At 62.4% G+C, this 1,424-nt stretch carries 3 protein-coding genes and 1 pseudogene; all 4 read left to right on the top strand.

The features are described from left to right. The first annotated feature begins 44 nt into the window (after positions 1 to 44). Positions 45 to 428, top strand: coding sequence for a 50S ribosomal protein L18 (gene rplR / locus HP499_RS24215; protein ID WP_011775582.1), 384 nt, complete (start codon positions 45 to 47; stop codon positions 426 to 428). A gap of 29 nt (positions 429 to 457) precedes the next feature. After that, entirely contained in the window at positions 458 to 1,129 is a 672-nt protein-coding gene (rpsE, locus tag HP499_RS24210) for a 30S ribosomal protein S5 (protein WP_026539813.1), read from the top strand. A gap of 2 nt (positions 1,130 to 1,131) precedes the next feature. Continuing rightward, entirely contained in the window at positions 1,132 to 1,338 is a 207-nt protein-coding gene (gene rpmD, locus HP499_RS24205; protein ID WP_026539814.1) for a 50S ribosomal protein L30, read from the top strand. Then, positions 1,338 to 1,424, top strand: a pseudogene (locus HP499_RS25340) (50S ribosomal protein L15); the annotation flags it as partial. The gene rpmD and the pseudogene HP499_RS25340, both read left to right, overlap by 1 nt.

The raw sequence follows: 1,424 nt of genomic DNA, 5'->3' as shown, positions 1-1,424 counted from the left end.
GCGAAGTCATCCGCCGCAAGGTCGGAAAGGCTGGTAAGTAAACCATGGCCATCGCAATTAACAAGAAGCGTTCGAACAAGAGCAAGTCTGCTGCACGCAGCCGTCGCCAGCTTCGTATCCGCAAGCGCATCACCGGTACGGCTGTACGTCCTCGTCTGGTCGTCAACCGTTCGGCACGTCACGTATTCGTCCAGGTTGTCGATGACAGCAAGGGTGTAACCGTGGCTTACGCTTCCACCCTGGAAGCTGACCTTCGCGCATTTGACGGAGACAAGACTGCCAAGGCCAAGCGCGTCGGCGAACTCGTTGCAGAGCGCGCCAAGGCTGCAGGCGTCGAGGCTGTTGTCTTCGACCGTGGCGGTAACAAGTACCACGGCCGCATCGCCGCCGTCGCTGACGGTGCTCGCGAAGGTGGGCTGGCACTGTGACCGTTGAAAATAACGAAAAGGACATTCAGGTGACTGAAGCTGTAGCTGCTGAAGCAACTGAGACCGCACCCGCTGCCGATGACCGCCGCGGCGGACGTCGTGGCGAGCGCGGCGACCGTGGCCAGGGCCGCGGCGACCGTGGTGGCCGTGGTGGCCGCGACGGCGGTCGTGAGGCTGAGAAGAGCCAGTTCGTAGAGCGCGTTGTCACCATCAACCGCGTTGCCAAGGTCGTCAAGGGTGGTCGTCGCTTCAGCTTCACCGCTCTCGTCGTCGTCGGTGACGGCAACGGTATGGTCGGCGTGGGCTACGGCAAGGCCAAGGAAGTTCCCGCTGCTATCGCAAAGGGCGTTGAAGAGGCCAAGAAGTCCTTCTTCCGCGTTCCCCGCGTTGGCAACACCATCCCGCACCGTGTGCAGGGTGAGGCTGCTGCAGGCGTAGTCCTGCTGCGTCCGGCTTCCGCCGGTACCGGTGTTATCGCCGGTGGTCCGGTCCGCGCGGTATTGGAGTGCGTGGGTATCCACGACATCCTCTCCAAGTCGCTCGGTTCTTCCAACGCGATCAACATCGTCCACGCGACCGTTGCCGCTCTGAAGCAGCTCGAAGAGCCCGCTTCCGTGGCTGCCCGCCGTGGCCTGCCGCTGGACGAGGTTGCTCCTGCTGCTCTGGTGCGCGCGCTCCAGAACCAGAAGGCAGGTGTTTAGTCATGGCTAAGAACCTGACTCCCTCCGACGCCCAGTTGGAGATCACCCAGATCAAGGGCGTCATTGGCGCCAAGCAGAACCAGATCGCCACCCTTCGGTCCCTCGGACTCAAGCGCATCGGACACACTGTTGTCCGCACCGCTGACGCCGTGACCGTTGGAATGCTGAACACGGTTCCGCACCTCGTGAATGTAGAGGAGGCGAAGTAATGGCAGAGAACAAGACCGCCGCAGAGACTGCTGAGAAGCAGAACGCTCTGAAGGTCCACCACCTGCGTCCCGCCCCGGGTGCCAAG

Origin of the sequence: Paenarthrobacter sp. CM16, assembly GCF_013179505.1 — a bacterium.
In the GTDB taxonomy this organism is placed as follows: Bacteria; Actinomycetota; Actinomycetes; order Actinomycetales; family Micrococcaceae; genus Arthrobacter.
The sequence above is the reverse complement of the archived record's forward strand: the minus strand, read 5'-3'. Positions and strand labels throughout refer to the sequence as shown.